This is a genomic window from Gilliamella sp. LMG 34360, assembly GCF_984568995.1.
On sequence record NZ_OZ474900.1, the window covers coordinates 787,133 to 805,433 of the forward strand.

Consider the following 18,301-nt stretch of genomic DNA (forward strand, 5'->3'; position numbering starts at 1 on the left):
TGTCAAAATTAATAAATAGACATAGGTGAAGAAAGTGAAAAAAATCATATCCGTTCTTAGTATAAGTGCTGCATTACTGTTTACTGGTATAGCAAATGCAGAAGTCAAAATCGGGGTTATTGATGTAATGTCTGTATTGCAAAACATGCCTCAACGAGAAACAGTTGGACAAGCTTTAAATAAAGAATTTGAAGCCAGAGAAAAATCATTGCGTGAAGAAGAAAAGAAAGCTAGTGATGCGGCAGCTCGTTTAAAGAAAGATGGTTTAACATTATCCGCTTCTGAAAAAACAAAGTTAAATAAAACAATTTCAGATTTTGAAAATAAAGCACAAGCGTTTACTACAGATTACCGCAAACGCGAATCAGAAGAAGTGGGTAAATTATTAACTAAAATCCAAGAAGCTGTTAAAAGTATTGTTACTACAGAAAAATACGATATTATTTTAAAAGCAGAAGCTACATTATCAGCATCGGATGCGGTAGATATCACTAATAAAGTATTGGAAAAGGTTAAAAAATAATGTTTGCTTTCCGTTTAGAACAGTTGGCTAAACAATTTGATGCAAAGTTATATGGTGATGGTAATATAACTATCACAGGTATTGCATCAATGAAAAGTGCAGTATCAGGACAGATTACTTTTTTGTCCGATAAAAAATTGCAGAATAATTTATCAGAATGTAAAGCTTCTGCCGTAGTAATGACAGAAGAAAGTCTTAAGTATTGGCAAGGTGCTGCATTAATTGTAAAAGATCCTTATTTTACTTATGCAAAATTAGCTCAGTACTTTGATACAACACCTGCACCAGCTAAAGATATAGCAGTATCAGCGGTAATTGATTCATCTGCTCAGTTAGGCAGTAATATTTCAATTGGTGCAAATGCTGTTATCGAAAGTGATGTTGTATTAGGTGATAATTGTGTTATTGGTGCGGGTTGTTTTGTCGGTAAAGGTACAAAGATAGGTGCAAATACAAAATTATGGGCTAATGTCACGGTTTATCACAACTGTATTATTGGAGACAATTGCTTAGTTCAATCAGGAACGGTCATAGGAGCGGATGGATTTGGTTATGCTAATGATAAAGGAAACTGGATTAAAATTCCTCAATTGGGGCGTGTTGTCATTGGCAATAATGTAGAGATAGGTGCATCAACCACAATAGATAGAGGTGCGCTGGATGATACGATTATAGGTAATGGTGTTATTATTGACAATCAATGCCAAATCGCTCATAACGATATAATTGGTGATCATACCGCAGTTGCGGGAGGCGTTATTATGGCTGGTAGCTTAACTATTGGTCGTCACTGTCTAATCGGTGGAGCAAGTGTTATTAATGGACATATGGAAATATGTGATCAAGTAACCGTCACAGGCATGGGAATGGTGATGCGTCCTATCACCGAACCTGGTGTATATTCATCTGGGATCCCACTACAAGAAAATAAAGTATGGCGAAAAACCGCTTCGTTAGTGTTACATATTGATGAAATGAATAAACGTTTGAAAGCGCTTGAGAAGAAACTATTAAATGTCTCGACGTAGACGTTTACGGTCGGTATAATGCTCGCCTATTTTATAAATTTGTTGGCTCAATTATCAATTTAAAATAATCATGAGCAGATATTATTCAATAATTTCGAGGTATAAAGATGCAAGTTTCGGTGGAAACAACAAAAGGTTTAGGTAGACGTTTATCCATTACCATTAAATCAGAAGATATTAAAAAAGCAATTGATAAAGAGCTGATTAATACTGCAAAAAAAGTACGAATTGATGGTTTCCGCAAAGGAAAAGTACCTTTAAAAATTGTTGAACAACGCTATGGTGCGTCGATTTTACAAGATGCATTAAGTGACTTAATGCAACAAAATTTCATTGAAGCGATTGTTCAAGAAAAAATAAATCCAGTAGGTGCACCAACTTATACTCCAACAGAATATAAAGATGGAGAAGATTACACCTTTACTGTTGAATTTGAGGTTTACCCTGAAGTTAAAATCAAAGATCTAGATAAGATCGAAGTTGAAAAACCAGTAGCCGAAGTTGTTGATGCTGATGTTGAAACTATGATTGAAACATTACGTAAACAACAAGGGACTTGGAAAGAAGTTGATCAATCAGCTAAAGAACAAAATCGTGTAACTTTAGATTTTGTTGGTCAAGTTGATGGTGAAGAATTCGAAGGCGGTAAAGCTAATGAGTTTGTATTAGTTTTAGGTCAAGGTAGAATGATTCCTGGGTTTGAAGATGCTATTTTAGATCATAAAGCTAATGACCAATTTGATATTAACGTAACATTTCCAGAAGATTATCATGCGGAAAATTTAAAAGGTAAGCCTGCAGTATTTTCTGCAACATTGAAGAAAGTGGAAGAGCTTGAACTTCCAGAGCTTACTGAAGATGTCATTAAACGGTTTGGTATCGCAGATGGTACAGTTGAAAGCTTACGTATTGAAGTACGAAAAAATATGTCGCGCGAACTTAATGCAACTATTCGTAATAAAATTAAAGCACAAGTTATTGATGGTTTAGTTAAGAATAATGAAATTGATGTTCCTGCTGCATTAGTAGAACGCGAAATTGATGTACTACGTCAACAGGCTGTATCACGATTTGGCGGAAACATGAAGCAACCAATGGACCTTCCGAAAGAATTATTCGAAGCTGAAGCTAAACGCCGTGTATCAGTTGGTTTATTATTTAGCGAAATTATTGAAAGCAATAAGATTAAAGCTGATGATGCAAAAGTTAAATCATTAATTGATGAAATTGCTTCTGCTTACGAAGATCCTAAAGAAGTTTTAGAATATTACAGTAAAGATAAGAAAGCGATGGATAACATTCGATCTGTAGCGATTGAAGATCAAGTAGTTGATTTATTATTAGCTAGTGCTAAAGTAACCGATAAAAACTACTCGTTTTCTGAATTAATGAATCAGCAAGTGGCTTAATATCTATACACTGCTTCATTAAATAAAAAGATTACTTTTAAGCCCAAATAAGAATTATCTGTTTGGGCTATTTTGTTTAATTAGGAGATAAAAATGCCTTTAGAACCATATATGGGTGTGATTCCAATGGTTGTTGAGCAAAGCTCTCGTGGAGAAAGAGCTTACGATATATATTCACGGTTATTAAAAGAGCGAATCATCTTTTTAACAGGACAAGTTGAAGATAATATGGCTAACTTAATTATCGCTCAAATGTTATTTCTAGAAGCTGAAAATCCTGAAAAAGATATCCATTTATATATAAATTCACCAGGTGGTGTTGTTACAGCCGGACTGGCCATTTATGATACTATGCAATTTATAAAACCTGATGTTAGCACAATTTGTTTGGGACAAGCATGTTCAATGGGATCATTGCTTTTGACTGCCGGAACAAAAGGTAAACGATATTGCTTACCTAACGCTAGGGTAATGATTCATCAACCATTAGGCGGTTTTCAAGGACAAGCTTCCGATATTCAAATACATGCACAAGAAATCTTACAAGTAAAAAGCCGTTTAAATAATATTTTGGCAATGCATACTGGTCAAGATATTAGTGTAATTGAAAAAGATACAGATCGTGATAACTTTATGTCTGCCGAAAAAGCAGTTGAATATGGTTTAGTGGATGCCATATATAGTAAACGTTCATAATAAATTAGCTAGGTGGTAAAAGTGAATAATGAAAGCTCAGAAAAATTACTCTATTGTACTTTTTGTGGTAAAAGTGAACATGAAGTTCGCAAACTAATTGCAGGACCATCATCTATTTATATTTGTAATGAGTGTATTGGGCTATGCAATGATATTTTAAAAGAAGAGACAAAAAGTTTTCTCTCACATGAAGAATTTAATAGTAAACCATTACCAACTCCTCATGAAATTCGAAACCATCTTGATGAATATGTTATTGGTCAAGAAAAAGCAAAAAAAGTATTATCTGTAGCTGTTTATAATCATTATAAACGTTTACGTAATTATGCAAGTCATAATGATGTCGAATTAGGTAAAAGTAATATTTTATTAATTGGTCCAACCGGTAGTGGTAAAACATTATTAGCTGAAACTTTAGCTCGCTTTTTAGATGTTCCTTTTGCGATGGCAGATGCAACAACATTAACAGAAGCAGGGTATGTTGGTGAAGATGTTGAAAATATCATCCAAAAATTATTACAGAGTTGTGATTATGATATTGAAAAAGCACAACGTGGCATAATTTACATTGATGAAATAGACAAGATTTCAAGAAAATCAGATAATCCTTCAATCACAAGAGATGTGTCAGGTGAAGGTGTACAACAAGCTTTATTAAAAATTATTGAAGGTACTATTGCCTCTGTGCCACCCAAAGGCGGACGTAAACATCCTCAACAAGAATTTTTACAGGTTGATACCTCAAAGATTCTGTTTATTTGTGGTGGGGCATTTAGTGGCTTGAATAAAGTAGTAGAAAATCGAGTATCTGTTAATACTGGTATTGGCTTTGGAGCTGATGTTAAAAGCAGTAAAAATAAGGCAACGGAGTCCGAGTTACTCGCTCAAGTTGAATCTGAAGATTTAGTAAAATTTGGTTTGATTCCTGAATTTATTGGTCGATTACCCGTTATCGGTACATTATCAGAATTAGACAAAAATGCCTTAATTAGTATTTTAACTGAACCTAAAAACGCTTTAACTAAGCAGTTTGAAACATTATTTAGGTTAGATGGAGTTGAATTAGAGTTTACTGAAGATGCATTAAACGCTATTGCAATAAAAGCGTTGCAACGTAAAACAGGAGCTCGAGGTTTACGTTCTATTGTTGAAAATATTTTATTAGATACAATGTATGATATACCATCTATGAAGAATATTAAAAAAGTTATTGTTGAACAAGAAACAGTAGAAAAATCCCAAGCACCAGCTTTAATTTACCGAGAAGATGTTGAGTTGTCAGCTTAACTATGAAGATGCTTGTTATTGTTGAAACTTTAACAAGCATGATCTAATTTATATTATATCTAATTACATGTAGATATTGTCAAAATGTTTAAGGAATAGTATATATTTGACTCATAACAATAGGCTTGAATATCTAAAATCAATCCCAATATCAACATAATGGGTTTGTACTATTAGAGAGAAAAAAATGAAAACAAAACAAACTAAACAAATGATTATGCCTATTTTACCATTACGTGATGTTGTGGTATTTCCACATATGGTAATTCCTCTCTTTGTTGGTCGAAATAAATCGATACGTTGTCTTGAGAGTGCAATGGAAATGGATAAACAAGTTTTCCTTGTTACTCAAAAAAATCCATCACAAGATGATCCAGATGTTGATGATTTATACGAAACTGGGACTGTTGCCAATATTTTACAACTGCTTCAACTTCCAGATGGAACAGTAAAAGTTTTAGTTGAAGGTGTTGAAAGAGCTAAAATTGTTGATATTTTAGAACAAAAAGAAGACGACTTTTTTATTGCCAATATCGAAACATTGCATGAAAAAAACAAAAATGATGATTTAAATGAAGCTTTAATGCGAGTTGTACTTTCTAATTTTGATGATTATGCAAAACTGAATAAAAAGGTAACACAAGAAGTTGTTGATTCAATTCGTTTGATTAAAGAGCCTTCACAACTGGCTGATTCTATTGCCGCTACATTATTTTTGAAAGTAGAACAAAAGCAAGAATTACTGGTTACAGCTAATTTGGAAAAACGTTTTGAGTTACTTATTTCATTGATGGAATCTGAAATCGATTTATTGCAAGTTGAAAAAAATATTCGTCAGCGTGTTAAGCAACAAATGGAAAAAGCGCAAAAAGAGTATTATCTTAACGAGCAAATAAAAGCAATTCATAAAGAATTGGGTGATATCGATAATAAACCAGATGAATATGAAGAGTTAAAAAGTAAAATTACCAAAGCTAAAATGCCACAAGAGGCAACAGAAAAAGCTTTGGCTGAACTTAATAAACTCAAAATGATGCCTGCAATGTCTGCTGAAGCAACTGTAGTCAGAGGATATATTGATTGGATGATACAAATTCCGTGGCATAAACGTAGCAAAGTTAAAAAAGATATTGAGGGCGCTCAAAAAATTCTAGATAAAGATCATTATGGTTTAGAAAGAGTTAAAGATCGTATATTGGAATATTTAGCTGTTCAAGGTCGAATTAATAAAGTCAAAGGACCTATATTATGTCTAGTTGGACCTCCAGGTGTAGGTAAAACGTCTCTAGGTCAGTCTATTGCTAAAGCAACAGGGCGTAAATATGTCCGAATGGCATTAGGTGGGGTTCGTGATGAGGCAGAAATTCGTGGACATAGAAGAACTTATATCGGCTCTATGCCAGGTAAATTGATTCAACGTATGGTAAAAGTTGGTGTCAAAAATCCATTATTTTTATTGGATGAAATTGATAAGATGGCATCTGATATGCGAGGCGATCCTGCTTCTGCGTTGTTAGAAGTACTTGATCCGGAACAAAATAATGCTTTTAGTGATCACTATCTTGAAGTTGATTATGATTTATCTGATGTAATGTTTGTTGCTACTGCTAATTCGATGAATATTCCAGCACCATTGTTAGATCGAATGGAAGTTATTCGTCTTTCAGGCTATACAGAAGATGAAAAATTAAATATTGCTAAACAGCATCTTATTACTAAACAAATAGAGAATAACGGGTTAAAACCAAAAGAAATTAGTATAGATGATTCAGCTATAATTGGAATTATTCGCTATTATACTCGAGAAGCAGGGGTTCGTAGCTTAGAAAGGGAAATAGCAAAAATTTGCCGTAAAGTTGTAAAACAATTAGCTTTAAATAGCAAGTTAAAAAAAGTGACAATAACTCAGGATAATTTAAAAGATTTTCTAGGAGTACAACGATTTGATTATGGTAAAACCGATAATGAAAATCGAATTGGGCAAGTTATTGGTCTTGCTTGGACTGAAGTAGGCGGTGATTTACTTACAATTGAATCAGTTAGTGTACCGGGTAAAGGTAAATTAACTTATACGGGTTCATTGGGTGATGTGATGCAAGAATCTATTCAAACCGCATTGACAGTGGTTCGTTCTCGTGCTGAAAAGTTAGGTATTAATGGTGATTTTTACGAAAAACGTGATATTCATGTCCATGTACCCGATGGTGCGACACCGAAAGATGGTCCAAGTGCTGGTATCGCTATGTGTACATCCTTAATTTCAACGTTAACAGGGAATCCTGTTCGTTCGGATGTTGCTATGACTGGGGAAATTACTTTAAGAGGCGAAGTATTACCTATTGGTGGTCTTAAAGAAAAATTACTTGCAGCACATAGAGGTGGAATTAAAACGGTTGTTATACCGATGGATAATGTGAAAGATCTAGAAGAAATTCCAGATAATGTTAAAGCTGAAATTGATATTTGCCCAGTAAAATGGATTGATGAAGTAATAACAATAGCATTACAAAATAATCCGTTTGGTGTAGAACTTGAACAAGATAAAATTAGTTTAAAACATGCAGCTAAAAAGGCAACTAAACAAATAAAATCTAAAATTCCAGTTCAGACACAATTAAATTAATTGTATTTAATTTTAAAAAGATCAACTTAATGTTGATCTTTTTTTACCTCTTAACGTTCTGATAATAGCCAATTTAGGTAAATATGCTATACTTGCCGAATTAATCTTTAGATATATGGAGAATCGCAAGAAATGATGGATACAATCCGCACAGCTGCAAACCATATTGTAGTTAAAATTATTTTTGCAATAATTATTTTATCATTTATATTCACAGGGATAGGTTTCTTTGGGTTTGGGGGCGGCAATAATGAGCGTGATGCTCAACAATACATTGCAAAAGTTGATGGAGAAGGGATAAATCGAGCACAATTTGAAGCTCAAGTACGGGAAGTTACTTCAAGTTCAGCGGGTGATCCTGCTTTTATCAAACAACTTCGCCGTAATGTATTATTTTCACAAATAACGAATTTTTTATCTTATAAATTTGCCGAGCAGTTAAATGCAAATGTTAGTAATGAAAGAGTCAAAGAATTCATCAGACAACAACAAGTATTTTTTGAAAATGGTAAATTTAGTAATAAAAAATATTTAGAACTGCTTTCAGCAAATGGCTATACGCCTGATGGTTATGGTGCAAGCTTGAAAACCTCTTTGCAACAACAACAAGTCATTAATGCGTTAGTAAACACCAGTTTTGTATTACCTGTAGATTCTGAGTTAGCCAAGCTCCAAGATCAAACTAGAACAGTTTACACATCAACTTTAAGCCCTGAAGTAGTAAATATGGATGATGTTAAAATTACTATTGAAGATGAAAAAAAATATTATGAAGAACATAAGAACGAGTTTTATCGGAAAGAAAGGGTTAAATTTAACTATATTTTGAATAATAAATCTAATTATATAGATAAAATTCGTATTAGTGATGAAGAAGTACAACAACAATTTAAAAAAAATAAAAAAGATTATTCCTTTCCTGAAAAACGAGCTTATAGTGTAATTTATGTCACTGATAAAGAACAGGCAGATGATATTATGAAAGATCTATCATCTGGTGGTAATTTTGATTCTATTGTTAAAACGGTTAATCAGAATGCTAGTATCACTCCGTATGGAAAAAATGGTTCATTGGGATGGTTTACTATAGATGATTCTTTACCTCAAGCATTTAAGGATGCTAATTTAAAAAAAGTTGGACAAATTTCTAAGCCGATAAAAGTTGATGATGGTTATGTTATCGTCAAATTAGATGATATACAAAAATCAAAAGTTATGGATTTTGATTATGCAAAACATATGATTACTTCAAAGCTAGAAGATGAAAAATTAAATGCTATGTTTGATTCTGTTGAAAACAAGATTCAGGCAGCAGTAAACAAAAATCCTAATTCGTTAGAAGCCATTGCAAAAGACTCTGATTTACAAATAGTTAATTCAGATTGGTCTTATTATAATGATATTACTACAATCTTACGATATCCTGAAGTTAGGGATGTTGCATTTGGTGATCAAATGATTATTGATGATCAAGCAACAGGTAACGTTTCAGAAATGATAACAGTTGGTCAAGGTATTAATATGATTGATTTTATTATTCAAGTTGTTGATTATCGTAAGGAAGGGATAGCGCCTTTTGAAGAAGTCCAAGATGAAATTAATAAGAAACTTTATCAAAATATTGCTAACGAACGTTTCACATCGACTGTAGATAATATATTAACGCAATTAAACGAAACAGGTAGTTCGCCAAATGTAAACTTTTCTCAACGTTATAAACTTACTCGGGACTCAAAAGTACTGAATACGAAAGTTGTTGATATGGTTTTTGATTTGGTGCCATCAGTCACATCTAAAAGAGTTTATGGCGTTCAATATTTAGATGATAGAAGTGCTGCTATTGTGGTATTAACTGATGTAAAAACACCTAATGAACAGAAAGATATCTCGTTTGAATTATTACCATTATATATCAATAATATATATTATTATCTTACTGAAGATATTCGTTCCAAAGCTAAGATTGAAATTATGCCAGATGCAAATTTGTGATCCACATCATAAATTAATGCAAAATTCAGCAAAAATGAAAAGTCACTTCGGTGACTTTTTTCATTTATGAAATTAATAAACCTTTAACATTTGATTAAATGAGATAGTTAAAAAGCATATTAATTGCATAACTATTTTTAAGAGGTTAATCAAATGAAACTATTTTCAATTTTTTGTATTTTATTATCAAGCATCACTTTTTCCGGTTTAAGTTTTGCAGATAGCCCACCTAATGAAGTAACTAAAAAGGAACAGCAACAAATTATACAAGTTAATATTAATACAGCTACAGCAGAAGAGTTAGCTAAAGTTTTAACAGGTATAGGGATAAGTAAAGCCAAAAAGATTGTTGAATATCGTGAAAAATTTGGGGCGTTTGTATCTATCGAACAATTGAAGGAAGTTTCCGGTATTGGTCAAGCAACGTTGGACAAAAATGTAGGTAAAATAGCGTTATAATTTTATTTTAAGCCGCCGATTTTTAATATCGGTCGGCGATTATCACATATTAATTATTGATAGGATCAATATCAATACTCCATCTTACTTTTGATGTTTCATTCCATTTTTCTATATCAATAATAAGGTTATCTAAAATTAATTGTAATAATTGCCTATTTGTGTGTTGTAACAAAAGTTGCCAGCGGTAATATCCTGCCTTTTTAGGTTGATTTGCTGGCATAGGACCAAGTTGCCATAAGGAATTATCACCATACTCTTTCAATCTGTCATGAATAAGTTGCAAAAACTTTTGTGCATGATGATTATTGCGATCAGCTGCCCGAATTAATGCTTGATAACTGAATGGAGGTAATAACGTTTGTTGACGCTCTTTTAAGGCTTGTTTAGCAAATTCTTGATATCCATTATTTAATAATACATTTAATAATGGATGCTCAGGATGATAGGTTTGTAATATTACTTCTCCTGTTTTTGTTTCTCTGCCAGCTCGCCCTGACACTTGAGTATAGATTTGAGCAAATTGCTCTGTAGCTCGAAAATCACTCGAAAATAAAGCTCCGTCGACATCTACAATGCCAACTAATGTTATATCAGGAAAATGATGACCTTTAGCTAAAATTTGTGTGCCAACTAAAATATGTGCACCACCTTGCTGAATACTTTGTAAATAATTCTCTAATGATCCTTTCTTAGCTACTGTATCACGATCAATACGACTTATTTTAGTGTTAGGAAAAAGAAGCTGAAGTTGTTTTTCTAATTGCTCAGTACCAAAACCAACCGGTACTAAATGAGTTGAACCACATTTTGGACATTGTTTTGGAATTGCTCTTGGTGTATCACAGTAATGACAACTAAGTTTTTGTGATTGGTTGTGAAAAGTATATGGACGATCACAACGAGGACATTCCGCAATCCAACCACAATCATGACATATTAATAAAGGTGAATAACCACGCCGATTTAAAAATAACATGACTTGATTATTATTGTGTAAATGGATTTTTATTTGTTCAATTAAGGGTTGTGATAAGCCAGCTACAAGTGTTAAACCTCGAATATCTAAAATAGATTGCTTTACAGGTTTAGCATGACCTGCACGTTTTGTTAATTGTAACAATTGGTATCTATGATTTTTAACATTATTTAAAGTTTCTAATGAAGGCGTTGCAGAACCTAATAAAATAGGAATATTTTTAAGTTTTGCACGAATAATTGCTAAATCACGAGCATTATAACGCCATCCTTCTTGCTGTTTATAAGAACTATCATGCTCTTCGTCAACGATAATCATGCCTAAATTTTTAAATGGTGTGAAAAGTGCTGAACGGGTACCAACAACAATAGCATTTTCTCCATTTTTGCTTCTTAACCAAACAGCTAGTCTCTGTTGATTAGTTAATCCAGAATGTAGAATATCTATTGGAGCATTAAATCGTTCTTTAAAACGTTTAATTGTTTGTGGTGTAAGGCTAATTTCAGGTACCAATACTAATGCTTGTTTACCTTTAGCTAATACATTAGATATTATATTGAGATACACTTCAGTTTTTCCTGAACCAGTGACGCCCTCTAAAAGAAATACTGCAAAATTATGACGATGATTATTTACTGTATCTATTGCATAGAATTGTTCTTGATTTAATTTAATCAAGTTTGGATTTGCAGAAAAATTTGTTTGCCACATTATATTATCTGCTTGGACATTTACGCGTGTTATTAGTTTTTTTTTCTCTAATTCATTATAGATAGTAGTGCTTACGTTGATAGAATCAACAGTATTGTCTCTAAATGATGATAATAATAATTTTTGTTTTGGTGTCCGTGATAATGCGGTCAGATCAATATTCTCTCCTAATTCAGTTAATTGCCAATGTATGATTTGAGCTTTGTTCGCTTCGCGTCCTTGCCTTAATAAAACAGGCATCGCATGAAATAACACTTCACCAATTGGATAATGATAATAACTTGCCGCCCAATTTAATAATTGCCAGATATCTGGGGTAAAAAGAGGTTCGCTATCAATAATTGTAGTTATATTTTTTAAACTTTTAATATCAATATTTGTTTGCTGATCTATTTTAACAATAATACCTATGGCATTGCGGGTACCAAATGGAACTTTCACCCGCATTCCAATTTGGGCGGGCTTGGTTAAATTATAATCATAAAGTTGGTAAAGTGGTACTGGTAAGGCAACATGAGCAATAAGCATTGATAATCACAACTATATTTAAAGAGAGTAATATTGTACGCAGTTTTTATTTAACTCGCAAAAACATACCAAATTTATAGATGATTTGAAAGGTCAAATCAAACTAATTTTTTATAAGTTCTGATAATGATTAATTTAATCAGGTGAGTAGATACTTGTAAAATTTTGCTATCTTGGATATATTCTAAAGAGTTGATAAATTTTTTAAGGAATCAAAAATATGCCCGAGTCATTTTCGCATATTAATCAGCGCGGTGATGCTCATATGGTTGATGTTTCAAATAAACAGCTAACAATGCGACAAGCAAGCGCAGAATCATTAGTTTTAATGAATACCAAAACACTTGATATGATTATCGAAGGTAAACATCATAAAGGGGATGTTTTTGCGACAGCAAGAATTGCTGGTATTCAAGCTGCAAAAAAAACTTGGGATATTATTCCTCTATGCCATCCGCTTTTGCTCAGTAAAATTGAAATTAATATTGAAGCTGATCGAATAAAAAGTTGTATTCGAATTCAAGCTAATTGTCGATTAAACGGGCAAACAGGTGTTGAGATGGAGGCTATGGTAGCTGCTTCAGTTGCTGCTTTAACTATTTATGATATGTGTAAGGCTGTACAAAAGGATATGGTTATTACGCAAGTAAGATTATTGAATAAGAGTGGTGGTAAGTCTGGAGACTTTATTGCCAAGGAACTAGATGAATAAAATTATTTTTTTTGCTCAAATTAGAGAGTTAGTTGAAATTGACAGCATTATCTTAGATGCTAATCAAGTGTCTATTTTGGAATTGCTTGAACAACTCAGCAAACGTGGCGATAAGTGGGCTTTAGCATTCAAAGAGAGAGTTATTTTATGTGCCGTGAACCAAGTATTGGTTGATTCTGATTATATTATTCAGGCTGGCGATGAAATTGCCTTTTTCCCTCCTGTAACAGGTGGTTAAAACGATGGATATTATTAAAGTAAATGAAGAGTCAATTGATAATCATCAGTTAATTAATTGGCTTTCAGAATTACCCCAAGATGGTGCAATTGTCACTTTTATGGGTAAGGTTCGTTGTTTTGAAAAACAGACATTGAGCCTTTATTTAGAACATTATGCAGAAATGGCAGAGAAAGTATTAGCTAATATAATCGTTAATGCTCGAAAAAGATGGCAATTAAGTCGAGTTGTGGTTATACATCGAGTTGGGGAAATTAATGCTAATGAGCAGATCGTATTTGTTGGGGTAAGTAGTGCTCATCGTGCCGATTCATTTGCGGCTGCTGAATTTATTATGGATATTTTAAAAAATCAAGCTCCATTTTGGAAGAAAGAACGGACCATTGATGGTGATAGCTGGATTGAAGCAAAAAAAACCGACGTAGATGCATTGAAAAAATGGAATTAATCCTTATTTAATATATAATACGATAGTTTATATGGCATTTTTAGGAGAGATAAGGAATGGCAAGTTTTTCGCCGAATGGTTTGATTAATGAACAAGCTGGCAGTCGTGTACAAACATATATGAGCCATGTATATGGTTGGATGACTGTTGGTTTATTATTAACAGCTTTAGTTGCTTGGTTTGCATCAAGTAATCTTGCACTGATACAATTATTATATAAAGGTATGTGGGTATTGATGATAGCGGAACTGGCATTAGTTTTCGTTATTTCTGGCATGATTAATCGTCTTTCTGGCGCTGCCGCAACGACATTATTTATGCTTTATTCGGTTTTAAATGGTTGTACCTTTTCAATCTATTTTCTAGTTTATACTTCATCGTCAATAGCAAGTGTGTTTTTTATTACCGCAGGTATGTTCGCAGCTTTGGCTTTTTATGGCTATACTACTAAGCGAGATTTGTCTAGTTTCGGTCGTTTCTTATTTATGGGATTAATTGGATTAGTCATTGCATCATTAGTGAATATATTTATGCATAGTGAACCATTGATGTGGGCTATTACCTATATTGGTGTATTTGTTTTTGCAGGACTAACTGCTTACGATACTCAAAAATTGAAAGAATTAGGTGACGGTTTACCTCAAGACGATCAGAATATATTTAGACGTTATGTTATTTTAGGTGCATTACAACTTTATCTTGATTTTATCAATTTATTTATTATGTTATTAAGAATTTTTGCCGATAGACGATAATGGTTTGAATCTAGAAAAAGGGCTCAATTAGAGCCCTTTTTTGTTAATATTTTATTAGTATTTATCTAGATAATGCTAACTTGTTAAAAAGTTTCAGGAAAGCACTACGTTTCAGTATAAAATGCTGTAAGATTCTTTTGATGTTAAGTGAATGGATGGTCGACTAGTGAGTACTATGAAAAAATTATACTGTTTTGTCTTAATAAATATCTTCATTTCATCTTTTATTGCAGTACGTTTCTTTTTGGTTCCTGGTGTAGCGTTTTCTTGGCTTGGTAGCACATTTTCAGTGTTTGCTGTACTTGGACATTTTTTTTCATTATATATATTGTTTTTTTTATTCTGTATACCAACATTGTGGTTAAGAAAATATTTATGTCATGCCATTCTTGCTATTTTATTTAGTTTTATTCAAATAACATTATATGTTGATACAATTGTTTTTCAGCAATATCGATTCCATATTAATGAATCTGTTTTATCAATGGTATTATCAGGTCAAATTGTTGATTTTTCTATAACGACATATTTGTTAATGCTGGCGCTTATTATTGTTTCATTTTGTTTTGAATATCTTGTTATCTATATTATTGATTTCAAAGTATCTAAACCTCATAGTAAATCGAAAGCAATTTTATTATCCACACTGCTATTAATTGCTTCTTTATTTATTAGCCAGTTTGGACATATGGTTGGTTTTTATTATGCTTATTCTCCAATAATGGTTGTGAAAGAATATATTCCTCTTTATCGTCCATTGACTTCAAAAAAAATCATGAATATTTTTGATAAGGAAGGTGCGCGAAAAGTTGTTTATGATAAAGATAATATTAATGCAACTGTAGATTATCCTAAAAATCCGTTAGTGATTAACCCAGAAAATAAAAAACTTAAAAATATAATATTTATTGTTTTAGATTCATGGAGATATGATACTTTTAGTAATGAAATCTCACCAAATACTTTTCAGTTTGTTAAGAATAATAATGGCGTGATCTTTAATAATCATTATTCGACAGGTAATGCAACGCGTACGGGTATTTTTGGACTTTTTTATGGTATTCCAGGTACTTACTGGGATTCATTTTTACGTGGTAGCATTCCCTCCGTATTTATTACAACTTTACAGAAAGAAAATTATAATATTGGTATTTTTACATCAGCTAAAGTTACTGCACCTGAATTTGATCGAACTGCGTTTGTTACTATTGAAAACTTAAGAATCAGTAGTAAAGATGGCTCAGCATCTAAACGGGATAAACAAATCACTGATGATTGGTTAGAATGGTATAAATCGCGAGATATCTCAAGACCAACGTTTTCTTTTTTATTTTATGATGCGCCTCATGCGTATGATTTCCCAGATGATTTTTCAGTTAAGTTCAAACCTATTGGCGATCTTAACTATATGACATTGAACAATGATACAGATCCTTTGCCGATTTTTAATCGTTACAAACAAAGTGTCTATTATGATGATTATTTATTACAAAATATTTATGATGAACTTATTAAATCAGACTCTTTAAATGATACATTGTTAATTATAACAGGTGATCATAGTCAAGAAATGAATGATAATAAACTAGGTTTTTGGGGGCATAATGGTAATTATACTGATGCACAAACTAAGGTACCTTTTATTATTGTTGGTGCGACAGAGTTAGGCAATTTGATAAATAACAGTAATAAATTAACTAACCATGAAGATGTTGTCCCATCCCTAATGAAGCATTATTTATATGTTGAAAATGATATAAAGGATTATTCTACCGGATATGATTTATTTAAACCTATAACTGATCGTAATTGGTTATTAATGTCTAACTACAGTTCTTATGCTGTTAGAACACCAGATAATATCTATTTTGTGAATAGAATTGGTATTAGTCGTTATATGGATATACATAATCGTGAGGTTAACGAGGCACCAAATTACCAAAATATTCAAGAAGCGATGAAAAATATGAGTTATTTTTTCAGTCAAAGAAAAAATCATTAACATATTAGAACGGAATATCTAGCAATAAATGAAAAATTCTATCCGCCATATTCATGGCGGATAGTGATATAAATTAACGAACATCAGCACAATTTAAGCAATAAATATAACGATTTTGGGTGTCGTTAAAATTATTCCATAAAGAGATATGTTGTTTTAGCTGTTTTGCTTCGGGAAGATGTTCAAATAATATCTCAGCTGTTGATTGAGGTAAGATAGCTACCATATCTGAATATAATGCATTAAACCAATTTACTTCAGATTTTGGCCAGTCAATTTTATAATCAGTTAAATTTGCTAATGTTGCAGCTATTTCAACGGCATCATCAAAATCACCTAACTTATCAATAAGCCCGATTTTGTCTGCTTCTGCTCCTAACCAGACTTGACCTTGTCCAATTTTATCTACTTGTTCTGTTGTCATTTTTCGCGCTTTTGCTACTAGCGAAATAAATGTTTGGTAGCCATTGTTGATGTTCATTTGAATTAATTGGTTTGTTTCTTCAGGCAAGTTTTTAGTTAAATTATTGCCTGCCAATGGTGATGTACTTACTCCATCACTATAAACACCAATATGAGATAGAGAGTTTTCAAATGTTGAAATAATACCGAAGATACCAATAGAGCCTGTAATTGTGTTTGGACTTGCAACAATATAATCAGATTCAGTTGAGATCCAGTATCCACCTGATGCAGCCATTCCTCCCATAGAAACAACGACAGGAATTTGATAACTACGTAAAGCTTCTAATTCACTACGAATCGCTTCAGATGCATCAACACTACCTCCAGGGCTATTTACGCGTAATACTACAGCTTGTATATTTTGCTTATCTAGGTTCCTACGAATTTCTTTAAGTTGCTGAACAATGTCTTCGCTTCCTGCTACATTATTGCTATTTTCACCATTGGTGATAGTACCATTGACAAAGACAACAGCGATAAGTGGAGTATTACTCTTATTATTATCACCAACTAATTGTTCATTTTCTGATTTAAGTTGATAATCGTAAATACTAATTTCATGTTGATCAGTGAATTCTAATTCATATTGATGACTTGAAGCAATAACATCAACTAAGCCATTAGATAAAGCATATTGAGCCATATTACCATTAGCTGCTCTTAATTCTGATAGCATTGTTTCAGGTGCAGGCACTAATTGTGAATTGGCCTTTTTTCGTTGTGTTGAGATATCATTAAGGTAATTATCCCACATATGAGTTAACCAACGAGTTGTATTATTTCTCGCATCTTCCGACATGTCATCACGAGTAAATGGCTCAATGGCAGATTTATATGTCCCTACTCTGAAAACATGCGTATTAACTTTTAAATTATCAAGTAGAGTTTTATAGTATAAATTGTTAGCTGCTAATCCATATACGTTGACTGAGCCAAGAGGTGTTAGATAGATTTTATTGGCATAACTGGCTAAATAATATTGGCTTTGATTATAACTTGTGCCAAAAGCATAAATTGGTTTTTTAGCTTCTTTAAATCTGGTTAAATACTTGCCCACATATTGTAAAGAGCTTAGATCGGCACCAACAAAATTATCTAACTTTAAAATAATGCTTTTAATATTTGGATCGGTGGTTGCTTGGGCAATTTTTTGAGTTAATACGAACAAACTATTTTCGCGGGAAGTGTTGATTTTTTTACCGTAAATTTTATTTTGCAGTGCATATATTTCATCACTGTAATTTGTGTTATCAACAATAACACCTTCAAGATCCAAAACCAATGAACCATATTGAGGAACTGTATCTTGTTTTTGAGCTTCATTTATTAAGCCAATACCGCCTAAGATAAGCAGAATAATAACTAAGAATATCAAATTAAGAAACGTTTCTCTTATTACATTAATCACTTTCCAAATAGATTTTATGACAGATAATGCAGACATAA

At 32.5% G+C, this 18,301-nt stretch carries 15 protein-coding genes; 13 read left to right on the forward strand and 2 right to left on the reverse strand.

Annotation, left to right across the window (positions count from 1 at the left end; all coding sequences use genetic code 11):
* Positions 1–34: 34 nt before the first annotated feature.
* The 8 genes from AC5LW9_RS03580 to AC5LW9_RS03615 all read left to right on the forward strand — a co-directional run bounded on the left by AC5LW9_RS03580 (position 35) and on the right by AC5LW9_RS03615 (position 10,017).
* Positions 35–523: an OmpH/Skp family outer membrane protein gene (locus AC5LW9_RS03580; RefSeq protein WP_198235635.1), complete on the forward strand. Its 489-nt coding sequence runs from the start codon at positions 35–37 to the stop codon at positions 521–523.
* Positions 523–1,551: a UDP-3-O-(3-hydroxymyristoyl)glucosamine N-acyltransferase gene (gene lpxD / locus AC5LW9_RS03585; protein WP_198235634.1), complete on the forward strand. Its 1,029-nt coding sequence runs from the start codon at positions 523–525 to the stop codon at positions 1,549–1,551. The genes AC5LW9_RS03580 and lpxD overlap by 1 nt, the downstream gene beginning before the upstream one ends.
* A gap of 107 nt (positions 1,552–1,658) precedes the next feature.
* Positions 1,659–2,960, forward strand: a complete 1,302-nt coding sequence (tig, locus tag AC5LW9_RS03590; protein WP_493456343.1) for a trigger factor — start codon at positions 1,659–1,661, stop codon at positions 2,958–2,960.
* A gap of 93 nt (positions 2,961–3,053) precedes the next feature.
* Complete coding sequence (gene clpP / locus AC5LW9_RS03595; RefSeq protein WP_065737770.1) at positions 3,054–3,656, forward strand: ATP-dependent Clp endopeptidase proteolytic subunit ClpP; 603 nt, start codon at positions 3,054–3,056, stop codon at positions 3,654–3,656.
* A gap of 12 nt (positions 3,657–3,668) precedes the next feature.
* Complete coding sequence (clpX, locus tag AC5LW9_RS03600; protein WP_198235631.1) at positions 3,669–4,943, forward strand: ATP-dependent protease ATP-binding subunit ClpX; 1,275 nt, start codon at positions 3,669–3,671, stop codon at positions 4,941–4,943.
* Positions 4,944–5,130: 187 nt separating this feature from the next.
* A complete protein-coding gene (lon, locus tag AC5LW9_RS03605; protein ID WP_198226313.1) occupies positions 5,131–7,566 on the forward strand; it encodes an endopeptidase La in 2,436 nt (811 codons plus the stop codon).
* A 132-nt stretch (positions 7,567–7,698) separates the two neighbouring features.
* Positions 7,699–9,558, forward strand: coding sequence for a SurA N-terminal domain-containing protein (locus AC5LW9_RS03610; protein WP_493456344.1), 1,860 nt, complete (start codon positions 7,699–7,701; stop codon positions 9,556–9,558).
* Between the two features lie 153 nt (positions 9,559–9,711).
* Entirely contained in the window at positions 9,712–10,017 is a 306-nt protein-coding gene (locus tag AC5LW9_RS03615; RefSeq protein ID WP_198226317.1) for a ComEA family DNA-binding protein, read from the forward strand.
* A gap of 49 nt (positions 10,018–10,066) precedes the next feature.
* Here AC5LW9_RS03615 and priA read toward each other — a convergent pair whose 3' ends face one another.
* Positions 10,067–12,235 carry a primosomal protein N' gene (gene priA / locus AC5LW9_RS03620; protein WP_493456345.1) on the reverse strand — a complete coding sequence of 723 codons (2,169 nt, stop codon included), beginning with the start codon at positions 12,233–12,235 and terminating at the stop codon, positions 10,067–10,069.
* Between the two features lie 220 nt (positions 12,236–12,455).
* On the opposite strand from priA, the gene moaC reads away from it, so the two are divergent.
* The 5 genes from moaC (at position 12,456) to AC5LW9_RS03645 (ending at position 16,390) form a co-directional block, all read left to right on the forward strand.
* Complete coding sequence (gene moaC, locus AC5LW9_RS03625; protein ID WP_086326377.1) at positions 12,456–12,947, forward strand: cyclic pyranopterin monophosphate synthase MoaC; 492 nt, start codon at positions 12,456–12,458, stop codon at positions 12,945–12,947.
* Entirely contained in the window at positions 12,940–13,185 is a 246-nt protein-coding gene (moaD, locus tag AC5LW9_RS03630; protein WP_086326376.1) for a molybdopterin synthase sulfur carrier subunit, read from the forward strand. Before moaC ends, moaD begins: the two co-directional genes overlap by 8 nt.
* Positions 13,186–13,189: 4 nt before the next feature.
* Positions 13,190–13,633, forward strand: coding sequence for a molybdopterin synthase catalytic subunit MoaE (gene moaE / locus AC5LW9_RS03635; protein ID WP_493456346.1), 444 nt, complete (start codon positions 13,190–13,192; stop codon positions 13,631–13,633).
* A 56-nt stretch (positions 13,634–13,689) separates the two neighbouring features.
* A complete protein-coding gene (locus tag AC5LW9_RS03640; protein ID WP_039128179.1) occupies positions 13,690–14,388 on the forward strand; it encodes a Bax inhibitor-1/YccA family protein in 699 nt (232 codons plus the stop codon).
* A gap of 175 nt (positions 14,389–14,563) precedes the next feature.
* A complete protein-coding gene (locus AC5LW9_RS03645; RefSeq protein ID WP_493456347.1) occupies positions 14,564–16,390 on the forward strand; it encodes a sulfatase-like hydrolase/transferase in 1,827 nt (608 codons plus the stop codon).
* 73 nt (positions 16,391–16,463) lie between these two features.
* On the opposite strand, the gene sppA is transcribed toward AC5LW9_RS03645, so the two are convergent.
* A complete protein-coding gene (sppA, locus tag AC5LW9_RS03650) occupies positions 16,464–18,299 on the reverse strand; it encodes a signal peptide peptidase SppA (RefSeq protein WP_198226327.1) in 1,836 nt (611 codons plus the stop codon).
* Positions 18,300–18,301: the final 2 nt, after the last annotated feature.